At 35.7% G+C, this 22,080-nt stretch carries 21 protein-coding genes and 2 pseudogenes; 16 read left to right on the top strand and 7 right to left on the bottom strand.

Features of this window, described 5'->3' with window-relative positions:
* Positions 1-56 precede the first annotated feature (56 nt).
* The 4 genes from AC0IXC_RS03060 to dltD all read left to right on the top strand — a co-directional run bounded on the left by AC0IXC_RS03060 (position 57) and on the right by dltD (position 5,319).
* A complete protein-coding gene (locus tag AC0IXC_RS03060) occupies positions 57-1,118 on the top strand; it encodes a dipeptide epimerase (RefSeq protein WP_002032592.1) in 1,062 nt (353 codons plus the stop codon).
* Between the two features lie 39 nt (positions 1,119-1,157).
* Positions 1,158-2,159 (top strand): C40 family peptidase, encoded by a 1,002-nt coding sequence (locus AC0IXC_RS03065; protein ID WP_215589769.1) that lies wholly within the window; start codon positions 1,158-1,160, stop codon positions 2,157-2,159.
* A gap of 20 nt (positions 2,160-2,179) precedes the next feature.
* Entirely contained in the window at positions 2,180-3,802 is a 1,623-nt protein-coding gene (locus AC0IXC_RS03070) for a peptide ABC transporter substrate-binding protein (protein WP_215589768.1), read from the top strand.
* Between the two features lie 335 nt (positions 3,803-4,137).
* Complete coding sequence (dltD, locus tag AC0IXC_RS03075) at positions 4,138-5,319, top strand: D-alanyl-lipoteichoic acid biosynthesis protein DltD (RefSeq protein ID WP_471652566.1); 1,182 nt, start codon at positions 4,138-4,140, stop codon at positions 5,317-5,319.
* A 47-nt stretch (positions 5,320-5,366) separates the two neighbouring features.
* Here dltD and AC0IXC_RS03080 read toward each other — a convergent pair whose 3' ends face one another.
* Positions 5,367-5,591, bottom strand: coding sequence for a hypothetical protein (locus AC0IXC_RS03080; protein ID WP_002032598.1), 225 nt, complete (start codon positions 5,589-5,591; stop codon positions 5,367-5,369).
* Positions 5,592-5,739: 148 nt separating this feature from the next.
* On the opposite strand from AC0IXC_RS03080, the pseudogene AC0IXC_RS03085 reads away from it, so the two are divergent.
* Positions 5,740-6,241, top strand: a pseudogene (locus AC0IXC_RS03085) (DinB family protein).
* Between the two features lie 25 nt (positions 6,242-6,266).
* Here AC0IXC_RS03085 and uptA read toward each other — a convergent pair.
* The gene (gene uptA, locus AC0IXC_RS03090; protein WP_002032601.1) at positions 6,267-6,872 is read right to left on the bottom strand and encodes an undecaprenyl phosphate transporter UptA; all 606 of its coding nucleotides are present in this window, start codon (positions 6,870-6,872) and stop codon (positions 6,267-6,269) included.
* 282 nt (positions 6,873-7,154) lie between these two features.
* Between uptA and AC0IXC_RS03095 the strand changes: the two genes are divergently transcribed.
* Together AC0IXC_RS03095 and AC0IXC_RS03100 are read left to right on the top strand one after the other, a co-directional pair.
* On the top strand, positions 7,155-8,270 hold the full coding sequence (locus AC0IXC_RS03095) for an HD domain-containing protein (protein ID WP_002142103.1): 1,116 nt from the start codon (positions 7,155-7,157) through the stop codon (positions 8,268-8,270).
* A 36-nt stretch (positions 8,271-8,306) separates the two neighbouring features.
* Positions 8,307-8,804: pseudogene (locus AC0IXC_RS03100) on the top strand (GNAT family N-acetyltransferase).
* Positions 8,805-8,839: 35 nt separating this feature from the next.
* Here the strand turns inward: AC0IXC_RS03100 and AC0IXC_RS03105 are convergent.
* Complete coding sequence (locus AC0IXC_RS03105) at positions 8,840-9,604, bottom strand: DUF1836 domain-containing protein (RefSeq protein WP_002032602.1); 765 nt, start codon at positions 9,602-9,604, stop codon at positions 8,840-8,842.
* Positions 9,605-9,861: 257 nt separating this feature from the next.
* Here AC0IXC_RS03105 and AC0IXC_RS03110 point away from each other — a divergent pair, with 257 nt between their 5' ends.
* Together AC0IXC_RS03110 and AC0IXC_RS03115 are read left to right on the top strand one after the other, a co-directional pair.
* Positions 9,862-10,311, top strand: coding sequence for a hypothetical protein (locus AC0IXC_RS03110; protein WP_002032604.1), 450 nt, complete (start codon positions 9,862-9,864; stop codon positions 10,309-10,311).
* Entirely contained in the window at positions 10,299-10,607 is a 309-nt protein-coding gene (locus AC0IXC_RS03115; RefSeq protein ID WP_002127770.1) for a YxcD family protein, read from the top strand. Before AC0IXC_RS03110 ends, AC0IXC_RS03115 begins: the two co-directional genes overlap by 13 nt.
* 24 nt (positions 10,608-10,631) lie before the next feature.
* On the opposite strand, the gene AC0IXC_RS03120 is transcribed toward AC0IXC_RS03115, so the two are convergent.
* The 4 genes from AC0IXC_RS03120 to AC0IXC_RS03135 form a co-directional block, all read right to left on the bottom strand.
* A complete protein-coding gene (locus tag AC0IXC_RS03120; RefSeq protein WP_471652567.1) occupies positions 10,632-11,867 on the bottom strand; it encodes an NAD(P)/FAD-dependent oxidoreductase in 1,236 nt (411 codons plus the stop codon).
* Positions 11,864-12,196, bottom strand: coding sequence for a (2Fe-2S)-binding protein (locus AC0IXC_RS03125; protein WP_341085780.1), 333 nt, complete (start codon positions 12,194-12,196; stop codon positions 11,864-11,866). The genes AC0IXC_RS03120 and AC0IXC_RS03125 overlap by 4 nt, the downstream gene beginning before the upstream one ends.
* On the bottom strand, positions 12,193-12,465 hold the full coding sequence (locus AC0IXC_RS03130; RefSeq protein ID WP_002012972.1) for a (2Fe-2S)-binding protein: 273 nt from the start codon (positions 12,463-12,465) through the stop codon (positions 12,193-12,195). Before AC0IXC_RS03130 ends, AC0IXC_RS03125 begins: the two co-directional genes overlap by 4 nt.
* A gap of 73 nt (positions 12,466-12,538) precedes the next feature.
* On the bottom strand, positions 12,539-14,200 hold the full coding sequence (locus tag AC0IXC_RS03135; RefSeq protein ID WP_215589762.1) for a sigma-54 interaction domain-containing protein: 1,662 nt from the start codon (positions 14,198-14,200) through the stop codon (positions 12,539-12,541).
* Positions 14,201-14,382: 182 nt separating this feature from the next.
* Between AC0IXC_RS03135 and AC0IXC_RS03140 the strand changes: the two genes are divergently transcribed.
* From AC0IXC_RS03140 to AC0IXC_RS03170, 7 genes are all read left to right on the top strand, one after another.
* Positions 14,383-15,558 (top strand): NAD(P)/FAD-dependent oxidoreductase, encoded by a 1,176-nt coding sequence (locus AC0IXC_RS03140; RefSeq protein ID WP_002032609.1) that lies wholly within the window; start codon positions 14,383-14,385, stop codon positions 15,556-15,558.
* Complete coding sequence (locus AC0IXC_RS03145; RefSeq protein WP_078185957.1) at positions 15,555-16,592, top strand: proline racemase family protein; 1,038 nt, start codon at positions 15,555-15,557, stop codon at positions 16,590-16,592. Before AC0IXC_RS03140 ends, AC0IXC_RS03145 begins: the two co-directional genes overlap by 4 nt.
* Positions 16,589-17,530 (top strand): proline racemase family protein, encoded by a 942-nt coding sequence (locus AC0IXC_RS03150; protein WP_471652568.1) that lies wholly within the window; start codon positions 16,589-16,591, stop codon positions 17,528-17,530. The genes AC0IXC_RS03145 and AC0IXC_RS03150 overlap by 4 nt, the downstream gene beginning before the upstream one ends.
* 22 nt (positions 17,531-17,552) lie before the next feature.
* Complete coding sequence (gene dapA / locus AC0IXC_RS03155) at positions 17,553-18,449, top strand: 4-hydroxy-tetrahydrodipicolinate synthase (RefSeq protein ID WP_471652569.1); 897 nt, start codon at positions 17,553-17,555, stop codon at positions 18,447-18,449.
* An 18-nt stretch (positions 18,450-18,467) separates the two neighbouring features.
* Positions 18,468-19,952 (top strand): aldehyde dehydrogenase family protein, encoded by a 1,485-nt coding sequence (locus AC0IXC_RS03160; RefSeq protein WP_431179571.1) that lies wholly within the window; start codon positions 18,468-18,470, stop codon positions 19,950-19,952.
* Between the two features lie 132 nt (positions 19,953-20,084).
* A complete protein-coding gene (locus AC0IXC_RS03165; RefSeq protein ID WP_002189873.1) occupies positions 20,085-21,575 on the top strand; it encodes an alanine/glycine:cation symporter family protein in 1,491 nt (496 codons plus the stop codon).
* 125 nt (positions 21,576-21,700) lie between these two features.
* A complete protein-coding gene (locus AC0IXC_RS03170; protein WP_002085063.1) occupies positions 21,701-22,066 on the top strand; it encodes a carboxymuconolactone decarboxylase family protein in 366 nt (121 codons plus the stop codon).
* Positions 22,067-22,080: the final 14 nt, after the last annotated feature.

The following is a 22,080-nucleotide window of genomic DNA, read 5'->3' on the forward strand; positions in this document are numbered from 1 at the left end:
GCATTAACGGAAAAGCCACCCGGATATTAAAGTATCACTCTATAAACAATGAAAGGATGAACAAAATGAAAATTACCGATGTGAAGGTAAACCGCCGACATGTAAAGCTTCATACACCGTTTAAAACTGCGCTTCGCACTGTAACGGAAATCGAAAGTATAGATGTGTTTATTCATACAGATGAAGGGATTGTTGGAAAAGGAGCTGCTGCAGCAACACCGGTTATTACAGGTGATTTTGCCAACGGGATTGAGGAAGCAATATTAGGGCCAATTCGCTCCGTATTAGTTGATAAAGATGTGCTGCAATTTCAAACGTTATTGTTACACATTCAAATGAGCTGTATAGGAAATACAAGTGCGAAAGCGGCGGTAGATATGGCTTTATACGATGTATATTGTCGATTTCACAACATACCGTTATATGCATTGTTAGGTGGGAAGAAAGAGATTCATACTGATATTACAGTAAGTGTGGATGAGCCTTTATTAATGGCAAAAGAAGCGAAAAAGCATATCGAAAAGGGATTCCAAACATTAAAAATTAAGGTGGGTAAAGAGGCACATTTAGATTTAGAACGCATAGAGGCAATTCGAAATGTAGTACCAAAGAATACGACGTTACGTTTAGATGCAAATCAAGGATGGAAACCGAAAGAAGCGGTTTCTATTATTAGAGAAATGGAGAATAGAAATTTAAATATAGAATTTGTAGAACAACCAGTTCATGCGAAAGATTGGGAAGGATTAAAGTACGTGAAGGACAATGTACAAACGCCTATTATGGCAGATGAAAGTATGTTTTCGGCAAGCGATGCATTAAAGATTGTCCAAGGAGGATATGCAGACCTACTTAATATTAAATTAATGAAATGCGGTGGCATACGAGAAGCATGGAAAATTGCAGATATTGCGGAAGCAGCAGGTGTGAAATGTATGGTTGGAAGTATGATGGAACCTTCACTTTCAGTTAGCGCTGTTGCCCATTTAGCTGCGGCACATCCGAATATTCATTACTTTGATCTTGATGCACCGTTATGGTTAGTAGAAGAGCCAGAAGGGATGACTTACACTGGTCCAAAGGTAAACCTACATTCTATAGTGAATATACAATCTTAGAAGTAGTACCTAGTAAACTATCTTATAAGGGGGATATATATGAAAAAAGTAGGAACTGCATTTTTAACAACTTTATTTATATTTTCATCGTTTACTTCGGTGAATGCTGAAGAGAAGAAGGATAGTAAAGCATTTATAGATGTATCTGCTGCAACGTTATGGACTGCACCAGATTCATTACGACCAATTGATGCACCGAGTGCGACAAATCCAGTTGATTTATGGAAGTGGACGAAATCAATGACGCTAGATGAGAAGCTTTGGTTAACGAGTGCAAATAAATTAGAAACGCAAGCGCTACTCGGTCAAGAAGTAACGGTTGTTGATAAGAAAGGTGACTGGGTGAAAGTGTTAGTCCACGGTCAGCCAACACCAAGAAACGAAGTAGGTTACCCGGGATGGATGCCCGAAAAACAATTAACGTATAATCAGGAATTTGCAGATAAAACAAACGAAGCTTTTGTATTAGTAACGAAACCGACAGCAATTGTATATATTAACCCTTCTGAAAAACATAAATCGCTTGAAGTCAGTTATAATACGCGTTTACCGCTATTAAGTGAAGATACGATCTCATACCGCGTATTGTTGCCAAATGGTCAGAAGGCGTGGCTACGGAAAAATGATGGAACTGTTTACCATTCTCAAAATGATATTCCGACTCCAACCGCTGATGACTTAATAAACACCGGAAAAATGTTTTTAGGATTACCGTATATATGGGCTGGTACAAGTGGATTCGGATTTGATTGCTCTGGATTTACACATACGATTTATAAATCACATGGCATTACAATACCGAGGGATTCTGGGCCACAATCAAAAGCAGGAATTGCGGTTGGTAAAGAAAACCTACAAAAGGGCGATTTAATATTCTTTGCACATAATCAAGGAAAAGGTAGTGTTCATCACGTTGCCATGTATATTGGTGATGGAAATATGATTCACTCACCGAGAGCTGAAAGATCGGTAGAGATTATACCACTAAATACGCCAGGATATATAGAAGAATACGCTGGTGCTCGTCGTTACTTACCTTAAAAAATAGAGGGGGTTTTCAAATGAAAAAAGTTGTTCGTTACTCATTAGTTAGTACTCTATTAGTTTCTTCATTCTTAGTTGGCTGCGCAAAAGAAAAAACAACGACAAAGCCGAAAGATGAGAAAAAAGTATTACAGCTACTAGAAACGGGTGAAATTCCGTCATTAAATTCAGGGAAAGTAACAGATGCGGTATCGTTTAACGTGTTAAATAACGTAATGGAAGGGTTATTCCGTTTATCGAAAAATGATGAAGTGATTGAGGCTGGGGCACAGAAATATGAAGTGAGTAAAGACGGAAAGACTTATACATTCCACTTGCGTGATGCAAAATGGTCTAACGGTGATCCAGTAACAGCTCATGATTACGTATATGCTTGGAAGCAACTTATTAATCCAGATACAGTCTCTCAATATGCATATATCGCGTACGATGTGAAAAATGCGGAGAAGATAAATAAGAAACAATTAGGCTTAGAAGAATTAGGTGTGAAAGCAAAAGATGATAAAACGTTCGTTGTTGAGTTAGAACATCCAGTACCGTATTTTACGAAACTACTTATTTTACCGTCTTTCTATCCAATTAATGAAAAGTTTGCGAAAGAGCAAGGCGATAAATACGGATTAGAAGCAAATAAAGCGATATATAATGGACCATTTACATTATCAGAGTGGAAGCATGAAGCAAGTTTTACAATGAAGAAAAACGATAAATATTGGGATAAAAAAGAAGTGAAATTAGATGAGGTAAACTATCAAATTGTTAAAGAAATTTCAACTGCGGTAAATTTATATGAAACAGATAAAGTAGACAGAGCGGTCATTTCTACAGAATTCGTAGATAAATATAAAAATAATAAAGAACTGAAACAATATACAGATCCAGTTATGTATTTCTTCCGTTTCAATGAAAATGTACCGATTCTTAAAAATAAAAACGCCCGTCTTGCATTAAGCACAGTTTTTGATAAGAAGGGGCTCGCAACTTCATTTTTAAATGATGGTTCCGTAGCTGCGAACTATTACGTGCCGAAAGGGTTTTTAAAAGGGCCAGACAAGAAAGACTTTAGAAGTACGGCAGGTGAGTTTAATAAGACTGATGTAAAACAGGCGAAAGAATATTGGGAAAAGGCAAAGCAAGAGACAGGCACAAATGAAGTGACGTTAGAACTATTAAACTATGACTTAGAGAACTTTAAAAAAGTAGGCGAATATATAAAAGAACAGCTTGAGAAAAACTTACCAGGGCTAAAAGTAAATGTGAAATTACAACCACATACGCAAAAACTAGCATTAGAGAAGAAAAAAGAATACGAAATGTCGTTATCACGTTGGTTACCTGATTATCCAGATCCAATGACATACTTAGAAGTTTTCCTTTCGGGAAGTACCGTAAATAATACAGGATATGCAAATCCAGAATACGACGCTTTAATTAAGAAGATTAAAACAGAGTTAGGTAATGATGAAAAAGCTCGTTGGAAAGCACTACAAGATGCGGAAAAAGTGCTCCTTGATGATGCGGTAATTGCACCAGTATTCCAGCGCGGTCTTTCTTACTTACAAAAACCATATGTGAGAGAATTATATGTACATCAATTCGGTCCAGCTACAAGTTTAAAATGGGCAGATGTACAAAAATAAAGTGATGGAGAAACAGACTTCACGTATGTGATAGTCTGTTTTTTCTTATAGCTTCAAATGAATTATAGACATTTTATAAGTTTTTTCATCGCTTAAAAATAAAATTATTACATAAATTAAAGTGTGAAATTTATGTAGAATCTTGTATAATTAACATGTTTCTTTGGAAGCATTTTCTTGCGCTATTTGTATAGGACTTAATAGAGCAAGGGAGGAAATACATACATGTATATAATAGATAAATAGAATGGAACATGTATAGAAAAAAGGAGAAAAATGATGACGTGTCATAAACAAGGGTTACAATTTATTCGTAATAGAAAGAGGAATAAACGATGAAGATGAAGCATGCTTTTGGTCCAATTATTTTAGCGTGTCTACTCTTTTTCATTGTATTGCTTATTCCATCTAAGAGTTTAGTATCATTAATAAGCGATAAAAAGATAGAAGATGCAGCAACTTCCTTACAAAAAGAGAAATTACAAAGTGTTTTCTTGCAACAGAAAATGTTAGAGAATTCGCAGTATTTACCGATGTATGGTTCATCAGAGTTTTTACGAATGGATGCATATCATCCATCTAACTATTTTAAAGTAAATCCAGCAGGTTTTACTCCATTTTTAATAGGGACTGGTGGTACGCAAAGCTTGGCTCATATATTAAATATGACGTCTACAATGGATGAATTAGAAGATAAAAAGGTAGTCTTTGTTCTTTCACCACAATGGTTTACAAAAACCGGTGTATCACAAGGGGATTTTACAAATAATTTCTCCAAACAACAAGCCTATCACTTTATTTTTAATGACGAAATAAAGCCTGAAATGAAGAAAAAAATCGCGAAACGTTTACTAGATTATAAAGTTGTTCGTAAGGATGCGATATTAAATAGTTCGCTAGAAAGTATTGTATATAACGATACAAAACATAACATAAAAGCCGGACTAGCTAAACCGCTAGCGTATATGTACCGGAACATTTTAGATCATCGAGATTTATTTAACTCTCTATTTAAGATCGAACCGATGAAAGAGGAAACAAATATGGGATTACGTTCGCTTTCTTGGGAAGATGCACGTAAACATGCGGAACAAGAAGGTAAAGTAGGATCCACAACAAATACATTCGGAATTGAAAATCCATATTATTATAAACATAATTTAAAGAAAAAATTAAAAGGTTTAAAAAACTTTAGAGCAAATGAATCGTATGATGATTCACCAGAATATGATGAATTACAAATTGTTTTAGATCTTTTCAAAGAAAAAAATGTAAAACCACTCTTTATTTCTGTGCCTGTAAACGGACCGTGGTATGATTACGCTGGTTTCCCAAAAGAACGTCGTGATGTGTATTACAATAAGGTTCGCGATCAAGTCGAGAAAGCAGGATACCCAGTAGTCGATTTTTCTAGCCATGAATATGATAAGTATTTCTTAAAAGATACAATTCATTTAGGCTGGAAAGGATGGATCTATTTTGATGAAGCAGTGCAGAAGTTTTACTCTGAAAAATAATGCATAAACAATAGAAACAGGAATGGCAATAAAGCCGTTCCTGTTTTTTAGTATAGAGGATTTTGGTGTGGGCAATTTGGAAAGGCGTGTATATCTTGAATTTGTCTAAAGTCATAATGTTTCATGGCGAACTGGGCTTGGTAAAGGTATTCGTAAACAAATAATTGATTATTTTGAACACCGCATAAAACGCCGGATGTCCCTTGCCCATTAATGAGAGAAACACCAACAGGGCGTCCGATTAAGTATGGTACTTTTTGCTGCCAATGCATAGGGAATCAATCCTTTTTGAGTTACTATACGTATTTTATGGTGGAATTGTTGCTTATCCATGTAAATCTTAGACTGGAGGGGTTTTTATGTAATGTCTAGAAGTTATATATGAATCGATTATTAGTGTGAAAGAGGAAGGAATGAATTATGGAGAAAGAAAGTATTCTAGAAAAAAAGTTAAGTCTAATAGATTGGTGCCAAACGTTGAAGTATGTAACTAAAATGATGTATGGTTAAACCTTTTAGAAAAGGTTCATGGGGAACCGCGGATGTGATTTCACATTTAATCGTTTGGGATGAGTTTTTAATGAAGTTTAGAATTCCATACTTTATAAGCGGACAATCTGTACCCAATGTTCCAACAGGTGTTGAGGAAATGAATGAGGGTGCAATAAAATATGCGAGATCTGGTATTTCAAAAGAAGAACTATTAGATCAATTCAGCTTTACTCGTAAACAATTAGTAGACCAAATTGAGCGAATTCCTGCTCGTAATTTTAATAATGACTATCAATTTGGTACAAAAAAAGTGAGGTTAAATAATTATTTTCCATCACTCATTCAGCATGACTTAAAGCATAAAGAAGAAATAATGCAATTTCTAATACATAATCAAGCCTATAATAAAAACCGCTATAATTCTAAATGAATTTATAGCGGTTTTTATTATAATCTTAAGCAAGATTTTTACGTTTTTTTGTCCACTTTTTTATTACGAAATATAAAAGTATAAGTACAACGCCACCGATAGCGAACGATTTCACATACGGTCCAGCAATATCGTTAATATTCTCCCAATTTTCACCTAGTTTCTCACCTAAATAAATGAAAATGATAGACCAAGGGATGATCGCAAGTGCTGTTAATGTAGTGAAACGTAGTAATGGCATTTTTGTAATACCAGCAGGAATTGATATCGCATGACGAACGATAGGAATGAAACGTGCAGTGAAAATTACGCCAGTTCCGTAACGATTAAACCAATCTTCAGCAGCATCCATTTGTTTTTTATGTATGAAAATATACTTACCGTAACGTTCTAATACAGGGCGACCACCATATCGACCAATCCAGTAAACAAAGATTTGGGCAATAACACCACCAATTGTACCGAATATAACTGCGCCTACAAATGAGATACTACCATTGAATACTAAGTATCCCGCATAAGCAAGGACAATCTCACTTGGAATAATTTCAATCATAAGTCCAAGCATTATGCCCCAATAACCTAATCCCTCAAAAAATGTTAATACTGAATGAATAAAACTACTTAACATTGTTGCACCTTCTAATTTATGAATTTTGAATATAAGCCCCTTTATTTAATAACATAAAAGGTTCACTATATGTAGATTATACCTTATTCATATAGGGGATTGCCATTTCAATTCTTTTATGTCTCTCATAAGTATTATAGTAAAGGATATAAGCCATGTTTTCATGAAGAGATAATGAAAAGATTATTAAAAATTTCTCATATTTAAAGAGAATGAAAGGGTTAGTAGACTGAAAATTTTGTATAATGATGTAAGTGTTGAATTTACAAAGGGGGAGAAGTTATGCGTTTTACAGATCCTATTTACGGATCAATTACTATTCAAGATAGAGATATTATACGATTGATCGATACTAAAGCGTTTCGAAGGTTGGCCCATATTAAACAACAAGGACATACATATTTTTTACACGAGAACGCAATACATACGAGGAACGAACATTCAATAGGTGTATATGTACTAGTTAATAAAGTGATAGAACATCTTACGGAGATTGGTGACATTCATTTGTCAGAATATGAGCGAAAGTTAGTATCTACTGTAGCCCTTCTACACGATGTTGGACACGGTCCATATTCGCATTGCTTTCAGAAAATATCTGGAGAGGATCACGGGGATTGGACTGTTCGAATTATTCAAGAGGATGATGAAATACGCACAATTTTAAATAAGACTTCCGGATTATTAGAAGATGTAACGAAAGGTTTATCAGAAGATGGAGTTTTTCCGATTATAGATGAGCTATTATTTAATTCACTAGGAATGGATCAATTAGATTTTTGGAATAGAGATTTATATTATTCATCGCTTGAGTTAGAAGGTATTGAGATAAAAGAACTAATTGCCAGTATGCGTTTTATAGATGGAAAGCTTGTTATTGAAGAAACGGGAATACCTTTTATTGAACAGCTAATTAAGATGAAAAAAGAGCTTTATAATAATGGGTTTGGTCATCCGTTTGTAGTAGGTAAAGATTTATTGTTACAAAGCATTTTTAAAAAGATAGAAGAGAAAAAACTGTCGTTTTATACTCTGGAGTTACAAAATTTCTTTCGTAAAGTAGAGAAATTAGAAGTGAAGGGCTTTCTTCCATTGCAGGATGAAATGATTGCTAATGAAATAAAGTACCTTGCAAAATCAAATCATTTAGAAATAGCATCATTAATTCAGCTTTATTCTTCAACATCCAAAAGCTTAGCATTTGAAAAAGGGCTAGAAGGTGATTTTAACGAAGAAAATAACAAATTAGCGATAATAACTGAGAAAAAGGCTTACAGTTCATATGTAGGTGGTATTTATGTTTATAGAAATGGTCAGTTAGAAGATATAATAGAACGATCATTTTACATTCGGGACATTGTGAATTTGCCAAAAAAAGAATATGCGTATTCAATTTAATTGACCAAGTAATTCGAAATTGGATGGGGTGAAAATATGTATTGGCATGAGCGTTTATTAGAAATGGATGACTTACCAATTATATTAGAGTGATATAATGACGAAGAATTACATAACATAGCGGACGTGAAACTATTCAAACGATATACAATAGAAGAACTTCAAAAGTATTGGACAGAAAAACTGTCTCGATCTTATGCAAGTTATCATGTGATCGTAGTAGAGGATGAAGTAATAGGGAGAGTTGGATTAAAAAAGAAGAGAAATGACGATATATATGTGATGGAGTACTCAATATTGATTGGCGTCTCAAATTTATATTCAAAAGGGCTTGGAACAGAGATTACAAATTATTTTATCGCTAAATCATTTTTAGACCCTGATATACAAGCGGTTGTATTGCAAGTTAGGGAAGATAATAAGAGGGCAATGCGATGCTATGAGAAAGCAGGGTTCAAAAAAATTGAATCATATGTAGAGAATCAGTTGAAAATGTATGAGATGCAAAGAGTTAAGGAGTGCAAAATAGTATAGAAATTAAAAAATAGGAGCAAATCTGCTCCTATTTTTTACGGTTTCACTTCTAAATTTTGTAAAAATAAAGTTGCTGTTACGTAACGTTTCGCTAACATTTGTACATATGCGGTATGTACAGAAAGGGTGGCGATAATAATGGCGTTACGAATTGCTTCGCGTTGTTCGTTATTAATTTGATCGAACTTACTTGCTATTTTATCAGCTCTTTCTTTCACGATATTTTCAATTGTATGGATTGTGTCTGTTGCATTTAATTGTAAGCAATTCCCTTGATTGAGTTCTTCAAATAGAGAAGAGTATGCTCCGTACAAATGAACAGGATTGATTAAGTCATCACTTCGATCGGCTGGGTCATTTACGATAAGACGTAATAGCTTACGAATAGATTCAAAATCAAGCGCTGTTTTTAAATCTTCGACAATGAATAGTAATGCTGCTTGTTCGATTGAGTATTTTTTCCCTTTTTGAGGGGAGCCAATCATTTCTTTTATATCTCGTTTCACCCAGTTTTGCATAGCAGTTACAGAGAAACTCGTGTTTTCAATCTGATTGCCAAGCGCAACTATTTCATTTAAAGAAAAACCGACATCCGTATCGTCAATCTTAATCAATTTTTCAAAAATAGGTGAAAGTGCGGTTGTAATAAAAGCAGTAACGCTTTGTCCGCTTTCAATATCTTTTTTATGTGACTTTGCCCAAGCTTCTTGTAAAATGCCGAGAGGCTTCTTCGTATTCCATCCTCTTAGTGATAGAAGGAGCGTTGCCATTTCGTTTCGTGTGAGATGAAATGTTTCCATCTTTTCACCTCCAAAATTATAAAAAGTTCTTATGAACTTATAATATGTTTTGTTTCATTTAAAGTCAATTCCGTTTTGCTTAATTTTTCCTATGTCATGAAATTGTCGTAAGTAAATAATGCTTGCATATTTCGACAAAAGTTCATATAATAAGTTCATAAGAACCTTTAAAATGGTTTTAAAATAAATCTATCATTCTGAATTTACTAGAAAGGTAGATTTCACATATATCTATATAAAAGGAGAATGGATATAATATGTTGAAAAAACTTGTAGCAGTAATGACAGCATTCATGGTTATCTTTGGGGCTAGTAGCTTTATGTTCGTAGATCATGCGGCAGCGAAAAGTTACAAATCTGGTAAAAAATCATATACACCAAGTTCAGGTCAAAAGTCAAAAGTTGATTTAAACAAAAAAGATTCTAATGTGAATTCACAAAAAACGACAACTGATTCAAAAACAAAAGCAACAAACACAGCGCCAAAAAGTAATAAAGGTGGCTTTATGAAAGGCTTATTACTAGGTGGTCTTGGTGGTTTACTAATGGGTAGCTTATTTGCAAATATGGGAGCACTTGGTTCTGTATTAGCGTTTATGGTAAATATGTTAGTAATGGCTGGTATCGTAATGTTAGCAGTTCGTGCATTTAAATACTTCAAAGATCAACGTAAGAAAAAGGCAGATGAAGTAGCATGGAAACAATAAAAATTTCTGAACAAGAACTTATAAATGCGCTTTGCGTATATATCGCTGAAAAAAGACAAGTTGGTCCAGAAGAAGTTTCAGTTGAACTAATGTATGATGATGACTACGGTTTCTCTGCAGAAGTAGAGGTAAATGGTCGCCAGCAAATTTTAATTCAAGCAAACTTAATCGAAGCACTACGCTTGTTGCTTGATCGGGAATACAACGTCAATTCATTTGCAGCAAGATTGCAACTTGAATTAGATGATGAAGAAGGCATTTACGCATTAGCGAAATTTAATAACTCGGACGAGTAGTGAAAAGAGCTGTTGAGAGTAATCTCAGCAGCTCTTTTTAGTATGTGCATATGTAGAAGAATAATCACGCCAAAGTTCATTCATCTTCCGTCTACCAACATCAATCATGGGGTTAAATTGAATCGCTGCTTTTTGACGAACAGAGTGAACGTTTTGAATTGCTTGTTGTAATTGTTGGTCGACTACGTCAAGTTTCTCACTTGCATGTTTAGCGATAGATAGACCTGCAACTGTTCCTTGCACCATCGCGATTTTTCCGCTTTCAATTCCAGTAATATTTCCAGCTACAAATAAACCTGGAAGAGGGGTTTCCATTTCTTCTGAATGAAGTGGAACATGTCCGCCTAATTCTGGAATGTAATGGAAAGGGCATCCTGCTACAGCGGCAAGCTCAGCAAGCGGATATAAACCTCCGGCTATACAAACGAAGTCAGCCTCATATATCTTTTCTGATCCATTAATAATATTTCCTTTAGAATCAATGTTAGCAACACGAACACCTTCAACTTGTTCCGCTCCGATAATCTCAAGTGCAGCTTTACGAAGATGAAGCGGCGTCCCGTTTATTTTCATGCCGCTATTTGGATAAAATGTTAATCCAGCTTTTCGAATCCAATCATATTTCATAAAACGGCTACCTATACGTAGGAAGGGAGATGGGGCGAGGTGAGCCGCATTTAAGAGTGAGTTTAAAACTTCTTCTGGTTCACCGGCCTTTTGGCTTAATTCGCTTTTTTCAGGGAGTACAATATGATCCACTGTGATTCCAGCTAATTGCAATTCGTTTAAAATGGCGAATGACAAAATATTAGCACCGATAATGATTCCTTTTTTACCAACTTGAACGCGGTGAACATTTGTCATAACTTGAGCTGCTCCAATTGACATAACTCCTGGAAGTGTCCATCCAGGAAGGGGAATGGAATACTCAGCAGCCCCAGTAGCAATTAGTACGAACGGTGCTTCTAGCGTCCCGATATTTGTATGCACGAACCAAGACCTCTCATCTTCATCTAAGTTATATACGGAAACACCGCACCGAATATCGACTGAAAGGGATTTTGCTTCTTCATGAAGGCGCTTTGATTCTTCTATTCCGTTCCACCATTCCCCAGTAGGCTCTTGATGCAACTGTCCTAACAATCTCCCGCCCGGCTTCATAAATTCATCAATAACAAGTACGTTAAGTCCAAAACGTGCACAAGAGATGGAAGCTGATAATCCTGCTGGTCCTGCACCAATAATAATTACATCGATCATCGCTTTTTCACCATCTCTCTCACGATATTTGGATGCTGTTTTCCACTTTCAACAACCATATTGTCTTCTACAACTGTTAAGCATGCTCGTACGTTCGATTGATTATTTACTGTCACGCGGCATTCTGAACAATGCCCGATATTACAATAAATACCTCGCGGAGTTCCGCTATCTTCATGCACTCTTAACGTTCTTATTCCGTTTGCAAGTAGAGCGGCCGCTATCGTTTCATGTTCATATGCTTCGTATTGTTGACCGTTAAATTGAAAAGTGATGTGCTGATTATTATTTAAACTACCTAAAATAGGGTGATGTGTAATTCTACTCATTGATTGTCACCTACCGCTCCAAAAGTAACAGCACGCACTGGCGGTTGATATTTTAATGGAATTTCATTTTGGGATATGTTAGGATTCGCATTTTCTACCATTCGTTCTATTGTCATTCTACATGTTCTACCGCCGCAAAAACCCATACCAGCACGTGTTCTTAGTTTTAGCTCACGAGCTGAGCAATTATATTCAGCAATTGTCGATTGAAGTTGTCCGTATGTAACTTCTTCACAACGACAAACAATTAAGTTCTCTTTATTCGTCATATGTATTCCTCCTCTAGTTCGGTTTACACAAATTATTATGCAAAAACTATGCCAATATAGAGGAGGAGAGGGATTATTGTAACCCCAGTCTTTTTAAACGATTATATAAAGTGGCTCTTGTTACGCCAAGTTGTTTCGCACATTCTAATTTATTACCATCTAAAATGCGTAAAGCTCTTTCAATTACCTTTTTCTCGTGCTCATCCATTTCTTCTTGTAAAGAAAGAATCGTATTATTGTTGCTGAGTAATAGGGATTGAGCTGTATGATTGTCTAAAGTTTCATTTGTATGAAATGGTAAATATTCTTGTTTAATAATGCCGTCTGTCGCAAATACGACGAGTCTTTCAACTACGTTTCGGAGCTCGCGAATATTACCAGGCCAATTGTAATGAAGTAGTTCATGCATAATATTTGAAGGTAAGTCTCGAATAGGCCTGTTATAGTTTATTGAAAAATCGTTTAAAAAGGAGTACGTCAATTCGATAATATCCTCTCGTCTTTCGCGCAGCGGTGGAATAAGCAAGCTAACTACATTTAAGCGATAGTATAAATCTTCTCGGAAAGTTCCTTTTCTCATTTCTTCTTGTAAATCACGGTTTGTAGCAGCGATAATGCGGAAATCAATATTGATTTCTTTTTCTCCACCAACTCGGTAATACTTTCGTTCCTGCAGTACACGCAAAAGTTTCACTTGCATATCGAGCGGCATTTCGCCTATTTCATCGAGGAATAAAGTACCGCCTTGTGCAAGTTCTATTTTACCTTTCTTACCTTTACTATTTGCACCAGAAAACGCCCCGCGCTCGTAACCAAATAATTCACTTTCAAATAACGCTTCTGGGATTGCGCCGCAGTTAATTGAAATGAAAGGGGCATTTGCTGTCTCACTTGCTTCATGAATTGCTTTCGCAAACACTTCTTTTCCAACTCCGCTTTCTCCGAGTATTAAAACCGTGGATTTCACTGAACAAACCTTTCTAGCTAATTGAATCGTTCTTTGTATAACAGGGCTTTTTCCATTCATCGCAAGGAAAGGATCGGATGTATCTTTATATTTTGCTACTTCTTGTTCTAAACGGTGCATTTCATGCGACATATTAAATAGTTTTTCATTTAATACGACTTGATTTGTAACATCCGTTTCTGAAACGACTGCTCCAATAATTTTATCGTTGCAATAAACTGGGTTTGAATTAATTAATACGAACAAATCTGGACGTGGCTGATGGAACTGAGCAATTATGCTTTTTCCGTCATGTAATGATTGCAGAATTTCTAAATCTTTATAATCAAAAAAACGGGTGATGGGTTGTCCGATAATTTCATTATGGTTCACTGAAAAAATCTTTTCAGCGCCATCTGTCCAAGTACGAACGCATTCTTTATCGTCGATGACTGTAACAGAAGAATCAGACGTTTGAATAACAGTGTTATAAAAAGCTAGTAGTTCATTGTAATACTTATAAAGAAAAGGAATCATTTGCTGAGCAGTTATACAGCATAAAGGCTCTTGATTTTCTTTAATGATGACAACGGCTAGTTCATGAGAAAATGCGTCGATTAAAGTAGTGAAAGATTCATCTTCATATATAACTGCGCACCTCCATTCCTCAGTAGGTGAATGGAGGTAATAAAATTTTTCACCTACCTGTGTCATGCGCTTAACGATACTTGTACAATCAATTGACAAAATTTTTATTAACTCTTTTATTGTTGGGAATGAAAATGCCATATTGCCCTCCTATTATGTATAAAAATTTAGACAGTGATAAAAAAATAATACACCTATTTACGATAAATTTAAAATATTTTTACAAATAAAAATTATTTCATATAAATAGTTCTGTATGTAGAGTTGGCACACCAATTGCATAAATAGAAAGTGAGAGATTTAGGAGAAAGGAGGGGTGCTATGTGAGACACTGTGACGTTTTAATAATAGGCGGTGGTATTATAGGATGTTCTATTGCTTATTACACATCAAAATACGGAAGAGACGTAACAATCATTGAAAAAGGGGAGTTTGTCAGTGGAACGTCTTCACGGTGTGACGGGAACATTTTGGCGATTGATAAAGACCCAGGGTTTGATAGTCAAATGTCGTTAGTAAGTCAAAATTTAGTAACTGAATTAAGTGAAGAATTGGAGCACTCATTTGAATATAGAGCGCCAGGAAGCATTCTCGTTTGTGAATCAGACGAAGAGATGGAGGCAGCGCAGCAATGGGTAAATCGTCAAAAAGAGGTTGGTTTACCATTTCGAATGCTTGATAGGCAAGATATAAAAGAAGAATCACCATTTTTTGCAGATGATTTATTAGGCGGTTTAGAATGTGCAACGGATTCAACTGTAAATCCATATCTTCTTGCTTTTTCACTTCTTGCAGAATCGAAGAAATTTGGTACAAAAGCTTTTAATCATACAGAAGTTAAAGAAGTGAAAAGAGATATAGACGGTTCCTTTATTGTAGAAACAACAAATGGAACGTTTACTGCGAAGCAAGTTGTGAACGCAGCCGGTGTGTGGGCTCCTAAAATCGGACAGATGTTAGATGTGAATATCCCAATTGAACCGAGAAAGGGACATATTATTGTAGCTTCAAGGCAACAACACGTTGGCTGCCGTAAAGTAATGGAATTTGGTTATTTAATTTCTAAATTTGGTGGAAAACGAAAAGTGGATGCTTTAACTGAAAAGTATGGGGTGGCACTTGTATTTGAACCGACAGAAAGCCAAAATTTTTTAATTGGTAGTAGTAGAGAGTTTGTAGGTTTTCATACGAAGATAAATAACGAGGTTATTAAATGTATTGCGAATAGAGCAATTCGTTTTTATCCAAAAATGGCAGATATGATGGTGATTCGTTCATATGCTGGATTACGCCCGTGGACAGAAGATCATTTGCCGATAATTTCACGAGTGGAACATATTCCGAACTACTTTATAGCAGCAGGACATGAAGGTGATGGAATTAGTCTTGCGGCAGTTACTGGGAAAGTGATTGAAGAGTTATTAAATGAAAAAGAAACAATCATTCCTATTGAACCACTTCGTTTGAGTCGTTTTACAGAAAGGGTGTTAAACGGATGAGGTCACAAAGAGTTTTTACGACGATTGATACACATACCGGCGGGAATCCAACGAGGACATTAATTAGCGGACTTCCTAAGTTAATTGGAGAGACGATGGCAGAGAAGATGTTACATATGAAAAGAGAGTATGACTGGATTCGGAAATTGTTAATGAATGAACCTCGTGGTCATGATGTAATGTCAGGGGCATTATTAACAGATCCATGTCATCCTGAAGCTGATATAGGTGTTATATACATAGAGACAGGTGGATATTTGCCGATGTGTGGCCACGATACAATCGGTGTATGTACAGCTTTAGTTGAATCAGGTTTAATTCCAGTAATTGAACCGGTTACTTCTTTAAAGCTAGATACACCAGCTGGCTTAGTTGAAGTAGATATTTCTGTTCAAGATGGGAAAGCGAAAGAAGTCTCCTTCTGTAACATACCAGCTTTTTTACTGAAAAATATTTCTGTACACGTCGAAGAAATTGGAACTGTAGAGGCTGATATTGCGTATGGAGGGAATTTTTATGCCATTATCGATGCGAAGTCAGTAGGTTTAGAGTTAGTACCAGAAAACGCATCTACAATCATTGATAAGGCGATTCATATTAGAAATACAATTAATGAGAAGTTTGAAATCATTCATCCAGAGTATTCGTTTATAAGAGGATTAACACATGTTGAATTTTATACAGATCCTACTCATGAAAGTGCGCATGTGAAAAATACAGTTGTTGTTCCGCCAGGAGGAATTGATCGATCTCCATGCGGCACAGGAACATCAGCGAAGTTAGCTGTATTATATGCTCATAAAAAAATTGATATCGATGAAGAATTTGTTCATGAGAGTATTGTAGGTTCTTTATTTAAAGGGTGTGTTATGAATACAACATATGTAGAAAATATTGAAGCTGTAGTAACGAAAATTACGGGATCAGCTTGGCTTATGGGTATGCATAGATTTTTTTACAATGAAAAGGATCCACTTAAAGAAGGATTTTTGCTAATTCCGCCGATGGAACATGAAACGGAGGATGTAAAATGAACATTCAAAAAGTGTATACAGCAGTAGACGTACACGTAAATGGCGAGGCATTTCGTGTAATGAAAGACGTACCATGTAAATACTACTACAGTTTGGAGCAATTAAACGAACAATTTTCAGGTGAATTAGCAGAAGAAATGAAGCTTTTATTAAATGAACCACGTGGTTTTATCGGTTTAAATGGATGTATTGTCGTTCCTTCTATTCATAATGAAGTGGATGCAGCTGTATTGTTTTTTAATCATGAAGGATCCATTCCTCTTCATTACGGAGGCATTGTCGCAGTAATAACGATGTTACTAGAAAGCGGGTATTTAAAAAAGAGAGAGTCTAATCAATACAAAATCGAAACGCTATCTGGCATATTTTCAGTGAATGCATATGTAGAGAATGATGAAGTTGTATCTGTTTCGTTTGAAAGCAAACTATGTTATATGATTGAGAAAAATTTAAAGGTTGGTAATATAAGTTACTCTCTCATACAGGCAGATAAAGTATATGCAGTTGTAGAAAAGGATACGTATTCGCCAGAAATCAGTATTGAAACCATCTCTAAATTAAAAAAATGGGGTGAAGCTACACTTCAAGCTATACAAAAACAGTCATTAATAAAAAGACTTATTTTAGTAGATTCTATGCAAAAAGAAAAGAACCATATAAAGTCGATTACATTTCATGAAGATAACTTTATAGTACGTTCACCAGGTTTTGTTTCTACTATTGTGTCTTATGTTCATACATTATTTAAAAATGATTATATAGCGGATAAACCTTTTAAAAATGAAAGTATTTTTAATAGCTTTATAACAGTAGAAAAAGTGAAGAAAGAAGAACTCGGATACATTTTTCGATTTGAAAGTAGAGGGTTTATTACAGGTATGCAAACATTTATATTAGATCCTACTGATCCGTTTCCAACAGGTTTCTTATTAAAATAATATGTTAAAGGGAGAGATAAAGATGCAAAAAATTAAAGGGGCATTTCCAGTATTAATAACACCGATGGATGAATTTCAAGAGATTGATTGGAAAGGCGTAAAACAAAACGTAAACTACTTTATTGAGCAAAAGGTAGCTGGAATTATTATTAATGGAAGTACAGGGGAATTTGTTAGTTTATCAAAAGAAGAACGATTTAACATGGTAGAAACAGTATTAAAAGAAGTTGATGGCCGTATTCCTGTCATTGTTGGAACTGCTGCAGAGACGACGAAAGAAACGATTGAATATACGAAACATGCAGAAGCGCACGGAGCGGATTGCGCATTAATTATAAACTCTTACTATTGTAAACCGAAGGAAGAGGAGATTTATTTTCATTTTAAAGAAATCTCAAACGCTGTAAATATACCAATTATGCTATACAATAACCCATTTACTTCTGGTGTTGATATGAGCACAGAGTTAATGCTCCGTATTGGAAAAGAGAGTGAAAATGTTACACATATTAAAGAATCTAGCGGAGATATTCGAAAAGCGAGAGATTTAGTAAGACAAGGTGAAGGTGCTTTCCAAGTCTTCTGCGGATCTGAAGATTTAGTTATGGAATCTTATTTAGTTGGTGCATCGGGATGGGTTTCAGTAGCCGGAAATATCGTTCCAGGACTCGTTACGAAAATGTATGAGCATTTTCAAAATGGTGAATTAGAAAAAGCGTGGGAAATGAACGATGCTATTTTACCTCTTTGTGAGTTTCTTGAAGGATCAGGAAAGTATGTGCAAATCGTTAAACGTTCAATGGAATTACATGGGCAAGTCGGAGGACCTTCACGTTATCCGAGATTAGGATTAACTGAAGAAGAAGATCAAAAACTTCAAACGATTTTATCAGAAATTGCGGCTCATGCAGCTGTTTAAATAAGGAGGAGAGTATATATGTTAACGACAAACATTGAGCTGAAACCAAAAGTGAAAGCGTTTTTAAATGAAGAAATTAAAATGTTCATTAATGGTGAATTTGTTTCTTCAATAAGTGGGAAGACATTTGAAACATACAATCCAGCGACAGAAGATGTTCTAGCAGTCGTATGTGAAGCGCAAGAAGAAGATATTGATGTCGCAGTAAAAGCGGCAAGATTTGCTTTTGAATCAGGCCCGTGGGCAGAGATGACTACTGCTGAAAGAGCACACCTTATTTATAAATTAGCAGATTTAATTGAAGAGCATAGAGAAGAATTAGCACAGCTGGAAGCTTTAGATAATGGAAAACCATATCAAGTAGCACTTGATGATGATATTTCAGCGACTGTAGAAAATTACCGCTATTACGCGGGATGGGCTACAAAAATTATTGGGCAAACCATTCCAATTTCAAAAGATTATTTAAATTACACACGCCATGAACCGGTTGGCGTTGTAGGTCAAATTATCCCGTGGAATTTTCCGCTCGTTATGTCTTCTTGGAAAATGGGGGCCGCTCTTGCGACGGGTTGTACGATTGTATTAAAACCAGCAGAGCAAACACCTTTATCTTTACTATATACAGCGAAGCTTTTTAAAGAAGCTGGTTTTCCAAACGGTGTCGTAAACTTTGTACCAGGTTTCGGCCCTGAAGCAGGATCGGCAATTGTAAACCATCATGATATTGATAAAGTAGCTTTCACAGGTTCAACAGTTACAGGGAAATATATTATGCGTCAATCTGCAGAAACAATTAAACATGTAACGTTAGAACTTGGTGGTAAGTCACCAAACATCATTTTAGAAGACGCTGACTTAGAAGAAGCGATTAACGGTGCGTTCCAAGGCATTATGTATAATCATGGTCAAAATTGTAGCGCAGGATCTCGAGTTTTCGTTCATCGGAAACATTATGAAATAGTAGTAAATGAACTTGTGAAAATGGCAAATAACGTGAAGCTAGGGGCAGGTATGGAGGCGGAAACTGAAATGGGACCGCTCGTATCTAAAAAACAACAAGAGCGTGTGCTAAATTACATTGAACAAGGAAAATCTGAAGGTGCTACTGTTGCAGCTGGTGGTAAACGTGCATTTGAAAAAGGTTATTTTGTACAGCCAACAGTATTCACAAATGTTACAGACGATATGACAATCGTTAAGGAAGAAATTTTCGGACCAGTTGTCGTTGTACTCCCGTTCGATTCGACAGAAGAAGTAATTGAAAGAGCAAATCGCTCGTCTTACGGGCTTGCTGCGGGCGTATGGACACAAAATATTAAAACCGGACATCAAGTTGCCAATAAATTAAAGGCAGGAACAGTGTGGATTAATGATTATAACTTAGAAAATGCAGCTGCACCATTTGGTGGATATAAGCAATCTGGTATCGGACGTGAATTAGGTTCATACGCCCTTGATAACTATACAGAAGTGAAAAGTGTTTGGGTAAATATAAAGTAATAGAGAGTCTAACTGTTAATAAATAGAGGGATGAAATAATGAGAGATGCGGACAACTGGAAGGTTTAATAATAGTTGTCCGTTTTCTTATATATAAAATTGCTTTTTCAAAAGAATTATAAGGGGGATTTGGATGGAGCAGTTAGTAGAATGGTTAGTAGGGCAAGTTTGGAGTATTGGTTTAGTTGTTTTCGCATTAGGAGCAGGAGTGTATTTCACAATTGCAACTCGTTTTTTACAAATTCGCTATTTTAAGGAGATGATTAAACTATTATTTGAAGGGAAGAGCTCGGAGACTGGGATATCATCCTTTCAAGCATTTTGTTTGGCGTTATCAGGTAGGGTTGGAATTGGTAATATCGCAGGAGTAGCGACAGCTATCGCTTTCGGCGGACCTGGAGCTGTATTTTGGATGTGGGTGATGGCATTATTAGGAGCAGCTAGTGCATTTATTGAATCAACATTAGCACAAGTATATAAAAGTAAAGTAGGCAATGAATACCGTGGTGGTACGCCATATTTCATTGAGAAAGGCTTGAAAATGAAATGGTTTGCGGTCATTGTAGCGGTCGTTGTAACACTATCATATGGCGTTTTATTACCAGGTATTCAATCGAGTAGTATCGCAGTTGGATTTGAAAATTCTAATGGTATTAGCAAATATATAACTGGTATATTGTTAGTCGTATTATTAGCAGCTATCATTTTTGGTGGCGTAAAGAGAATTGCGGGCGTTTCTCAAATGCTAGTTCCATTTATGGCAATTGGTTATGTAATTGTTACATGTATCGTATTAATTGCGAATGTAACGGAAATTCCAAGTATGTTTGCTTTAATTTTCTCAAGTGCTTTTGGTGTAAATGAAATGTTTGGCGGCATCGTCGGCGCAGCTATTGCATGGGGAGTAAAGCGTGCTGTATTTTCAAACGTCGCTGGTGTTGGGGAAGCGACATATAGCTCCGCTGCTGCTGAAGTATCTCATCCTGCAAAACAAGGGCTAGTTCAAGCGTTTTCTGTATATATTGATACAATTGTAGTATGTACAGCGACAGCTCTTATGATATTAATAACAGGTATGTATAATGTAATACCTGAAGGGAAAAGCGCTATTGTAAAGAATATGGGAAATGTAGATGCAGGTCCAATCTATACACAACAAGCAGTTGAAACTGTTATGACAGGATTTGGTCCATTATTTATTTCAATCGCAATCTTCTTTTTTGCATTTACAACTTTACTCGCGTACTACTATATCGCTGAAACGACACTCACTTATTTAGATCGTGACCTCAAATATAGCTGGTTAAAACCAGTTTTGAAAATTGGGTTTTTAATTATGGTTTACATCGGTAGCGTAGAATCAGCGTCGCTATTATGGAACCTTGGAGATTTAGGAATCGGTAGTATGGCATGGTTAAACTTAATCGCGATTCTATTATTAAGTAAAACGGCATTAAAAGTGTTAAAAGACTATGAAACGCAGAAAAAAGAAGGGAAAGATCCAGTGTTTGATCCTAAAAATGTGGGAATTGAAGGTTTAACATTTTGGGAAGAAAGAAATAAAGAGGTTGAAAGGAAAAATTCTAAAGAAAAAGTGTCAGTAGATAATGGGCTGAAACTGTAGATGTGCAAATTTAAAAGTAAAATAAACTGAAAATTCATTCTATTTTTTAAAGTAAATATTTGTATATGTCCTTCATTTTATCTCATACTAAAGTAAGTGTGAATAAAATGAATGGAGGATATACGATGGAAAATCAACAATATGGCTCTATAAATGATGTATTACTTGATTATAAAGAAGGTATAGGGAATTTTACGCAACAAATCCCTGAAATTGCAGAAACATATAACGCTTTTACACAAGCATGTTTTCAGGAGGGTACATTAACTAAAAGAGAAAAGCAGCTCATTGCATTAGGGATTAGTTTAGCAACACAAGACGAATATTGTACGATTTATCATACGAAGGGCTGTATTGACCAAGGATGTTCTGATAAAGAAATTTTAGAGGCTTGTGGTGTTTCAGCCGCGTTTGCTGGGGGAGCTGCAATGAGTCAGGCAGTAACCTTAGTACAAGAATGTCTGGTGGAATTGAAACATCAAAGTCATTAAACAAGAAAAAGCCC

The sequence above is a fragment of the Bacillus sp. AC266 genome (assembly GCF_979253805.1).